Below are 3,849 nucleotides of genomic sequence, written 5' to 3'. Positions count from 1 at the left end.
GGCAGGGTCGCCAGCCAGTCGCCGTGCCCCACCCGCCGCGCCGCCGCCAGCACCTCCTCGTCGCTCGCGTCTGGGTTCCCGTAGCGAATGTTCTCGCGCACCGTCCCGTCGAACAAAAACGGCGTCTGCGTCACCATACCCAATTGGCTGCGGTAGGCCGCCAGATCAAGCCGGCGAATGTCGTAGCCGTCGATCCAGATCTGCCCGCCTTGAAACTCGTAGAAACGGGCGATCAGCTTGGCAATGCTGCTCTTGCCGGAACCAGTATGGCCAACCAGCGCCACCCGCTCACCCGGTTTAATGTGCAGATTGAACTGGCGCAACACCGGTTCGCCCGGTTTGTACGCAAAATCGACCTGTGCAAAGGTGATCTCGCCGCGCAACCGGCCCGGATCGATCCGGTCGATCTGCGTCACCCGCGGTTCGGCGTCGATCAGCGCAAACACCCGCTCACCAGCGGCCAATCCCAGTTGGAACTGGCTCCAGAACGAGGCGATGCTGGTCAGCGGGAACCAAAAGCTCTGCAAGCCTTGGATGAACAGAAACCACGTGCCGGTAGTGAGTTCGCCGGCGTAGACCTTCTGCCCGCCGAGATAGACCAGCAGCGCGGTGCCGGCGGCGGCCAGCAGGTTGAGCAGCGGAAAGATGCTGCTGAAGGTGTAGCGCGTGTACAGATTCACCCGCCGGCTCTTTTGGTTGACATCGAGAAAGTCGGCATAGACCGCCTGTTCTTGGCGGAAGGTCTTAGCGACCCCGATCCCGCTTACCGTTTCTTGGATATGATTGCTGACTTCGGCATTCACCCGCCGCGAGGCGGTGATCACCTTGCGCGCAATCGAACGGAAGGCCAGCGCTGCGCCGATGATCAACGGTGCTAACCCCAACAACACCAACGTCAGCGACCAACTGACGGTGGCGAGATAGCCGACCAGCACTACTACCAGCAACAACCGGCTGAGCAGATCCATGGTCAGCGTCATTACCTGCGCAAAGGCGGCGGTATCGGAATTGACCCGGCTGACGATCTTGCCCGACGGAAACTCGTCGTAGAAGCTGAGGTCGCGGGCTAGCACGGCATCGGCGGCGTCGCGGCGCAGCGCCAGCACCACTTCGCCGATGGCCCGCACCGACATCGTTTGCCGGATCAGATTAAATACCCACGACAAACAGGCGATCAGGGCCAGCGCGCTGGCCAGCACCGCCGCCTGATTGAGCGAGGTCGCGGTCTGTATCTCGTCAATGCTGTACGAGATAAAGATCGGGATGAGCGCCTCGATCAATGCGGTGGCGCTAATCATCAACGCGGCGGTGATGATCTTGGCGGCTTGTGGGCGAAAATAGCGCAGAATCCGCCGCACCAGTTCGCCGTCGCTATATTTGCGATCATAGCCTTCGGCATCGAGGCCATCAAACAGAAAACCCATGGCCGTCCTTTCTGCCCATCAGAGTAATCATCACGCCGTTAACTTGCCGCTGGCGCCGGGCGGGCCGCCGGATGCTCATAGCGAGCAAAGATTCGCCGGTAGTGCGGTGAGGTGCGCAGCAGCTCCTCGTGGGTGCCGGCGGCAACTAACCTCCCGCCATCGAGCACCAGTATCTGGTCGGCCCAGCGGATCTGCGCCAGCCGGTGGGTGATCAACAACACCGTCCGCCCTTGCTGCGCCTGCCGGATCGCGCGCTGAATCTCGTCTTCGGTCGCGCTATCGATCGCGCTGGTGCTATCATCGAGAATGAGAATGCGCGGATTGGCGAGAAACGCGCGGGCCAGCGCGATTCGCTGCCGTTGCCCGCCCGACAGGGTTACGCCGCGCTCGCCGATCACCGTCTGGTAGCCGTTCGGCAGGCGACTAATGAACTCGTGGGCTTGGGCGGCCCGTGCCGCCGCCTCGATCTGATCTTGAGTGGCGCCGGGAGCGCCAAAGGCGATATTCTCGCCGATCGTGCGCGAGAAGAGGAAGATATCCTGCTCGATCTTGCCGATCTGCGAGCGCAGCGCATCCAGATTCCACTCGCGCACATCTACCCCGTCAATTAGTACCCGCCCGCTGGTCGCGTCATAGGTGCGGTTGACGAGCTGGGTCAATGCACTCTTGCCGCTGCCCGTCTGGCCAACGATCGCCACCGTCTGCCCGGCGGCAATGCGGAACGAAATGTCGCGCAGCACCTGATGCGGCTCTTCGCCGGGATGAGTGGCAAAGCTAAAGCTCACGTTCTCGAACTCGATCTCGCCGCGCACTGGCGCGCGATAGCCGTTCGGGTTTTCGTCGAGGTCAGTCTCGGCGTTGATGATAGCGAGAATGCGGCGCGCGCCAGCCAACCCAGCCTGAAAGACCGAGAAGGCAAAGAGCGAGATGAAGGTCGGGAAGCGCAAGACATTCATCAACCCGATCACCGCGACCACTTGCCCCAACCCGATGTCTCCGGCGCTGTAGAGCCACAGGGCATGGAAGAACTCCGCACCTAGCGCAATCCCAAACAGCAAGAGCGGCAAATAGCGCGCCTCAATGTCACCTTGCTGCACAAATAGGTCGCGGAACCGTTGCGCGTTACGCAGATACTTCGAGCGTTCCAGCGCCTCGCGCGCGCTCGCCTTCACCACCTCGATCCCGCTGATCGTCTCTTCCAAGCCGGCATTCATCACGCCATACTGCTCGCGCTGGCGCTGGATCACCGGCATCAACCGGCGCAGATACCAACGCGCGGTGACGATATAGCCCGCCACAAAGATCAACGGCACAATGATCAGGCGCGGTTCAGTGAAAAAGATGAAGGTCAGCGGCACGACGATCCCCAACACCGTTTCCGAGATCAAGGTAGCGCCGGGTACGATCATATTCGCCACAAAATTGGCATCGTCGGTCGCGCGGGCCATCAAGTCACCTGCCCGCTGGCGATCGTGAAACGCCTTGCTCTTGGCCAGCAAGCTCTCGTAAAACTCTTGCCGCACATCGGCTTCGACCCGCGCTGCCACATTCTCAGCCGATAAGCTGCCGATCAACGCCGTCACGCTATCCGTCACCATCACGGCCAGCACTGCCAACGCCAACCCGGTCAAGGCGACGTAATCAGGCGGGCCGCTCAACACATCAGCGGCGCGCCCGATCAATGCTTGCGCCCCTGAATACGCCGCCCATGCGGTGATGAAACACAGGTAAAATCCCAACACAAACGGCCAGTAGCGCGCCACATGCGAGAGCAGCCAACGCGCGACGCTGCGCCGGTCGTAAACGTAGGCCGAAGCAACCGTAAATTCACTACGCTGCACGATTGTAGGCTCCTCTCTTGTCATCGCAACGTGACCGCCATTCGTAATCGTATGGTGCTGCGCCGCCGTGTGTATCGTGGCGAACATAGAACATTATTGCGAGTATACCCCACTTCCCCACCCAACGAGATCAGTCGTAAGGTGTAACCTTTTACCTGTGTTCAACGTACAGATCGCGTGCTACAATTCGGTTGTGCTTGCGTTCTGCTGCGCGTCATCACGAGGAATCTTGTTATGTCGGCACGTGTGATAGCGGTAAGTGGCCCGCTGGCTGGCCGGATGTTTCAATTAGGTGAAACATCACTCACGTTTGGACGTTCGCCTGATAACGCGATTGTGATCGCCAGCCAGCGCGCTTCGCGCCGGCACGCCGAGATTAGGCGTGAAGGCGGGGCGTATGTGCTGGTCGATCTGGGCAGCTCGAACGGTACGTTGCTCAACGGCCAGCCAGTGCAGCGGCAACTCCTGCGCACCGGCGATACGTTTGTGATTGGTGATGAGGTGTTCCGGTTTGAAGAGCTGGCCGGCGCCGCGCTCGAACCGACCTTGCCCGTTGGCTCATCACCGCCGCCACAGCGTCCGCA

The 3,849-nt window shown here is 60.8% G+C and carries 3 protein-coding genes; 1 reads left to right on the top strand and 2 read right to left on the bottom strand.

The genetic code is table 11. The features are described from left to right. On the bottom strand, positions 1 to 1,424 hold a 1,424-nt coding region (locus U9R81_RS11435), incomplete at its 3' end, for an ABC transporter ATP-binding protein (RefSeq protein ID WP_322495581.1). 38 nt (positions 1,425 to 1,462) lie between these two features. Further along, positions 1,463 to 3,265 (bottom strand): ABC transporter ATP-binding protein, encoded by a 1,803-nt coding sequence (locus tag U9R81_RS11430; RefSeq protein WP_322495580.1) that lies wholly within the window; start codon positions 3,263 to 3,265, stop codon positions 1,463 to 1,465. 234 nt (positions 3,266 to 3,499) lie between these two features. Here U9R81_RS11430 and U9R81_RS11425 point away from each other — a divergent pair. Next, on the top strand, positions 3,500 to 3,849 hold a 350-nt coding region (locus U9R81_RS11425), incomplete at its 3' end, for an FHA domain-containing protein (RefSeq protein WP_322495579.1).

It is taken from the genome of Chloroflexus sp., from assembly GCF_034435895.1.
Classification (GTDB): Bacteria; Chloroflexota; Chloroflexia; order Chloroflexales; family Chloroflexaceae; genus Chloroflexus.
The sequence above is the reverse complement of the archived record's forward strand: the minus strand, read 5'-3'. Positions and strand labels throughout refer to the sequence as shown.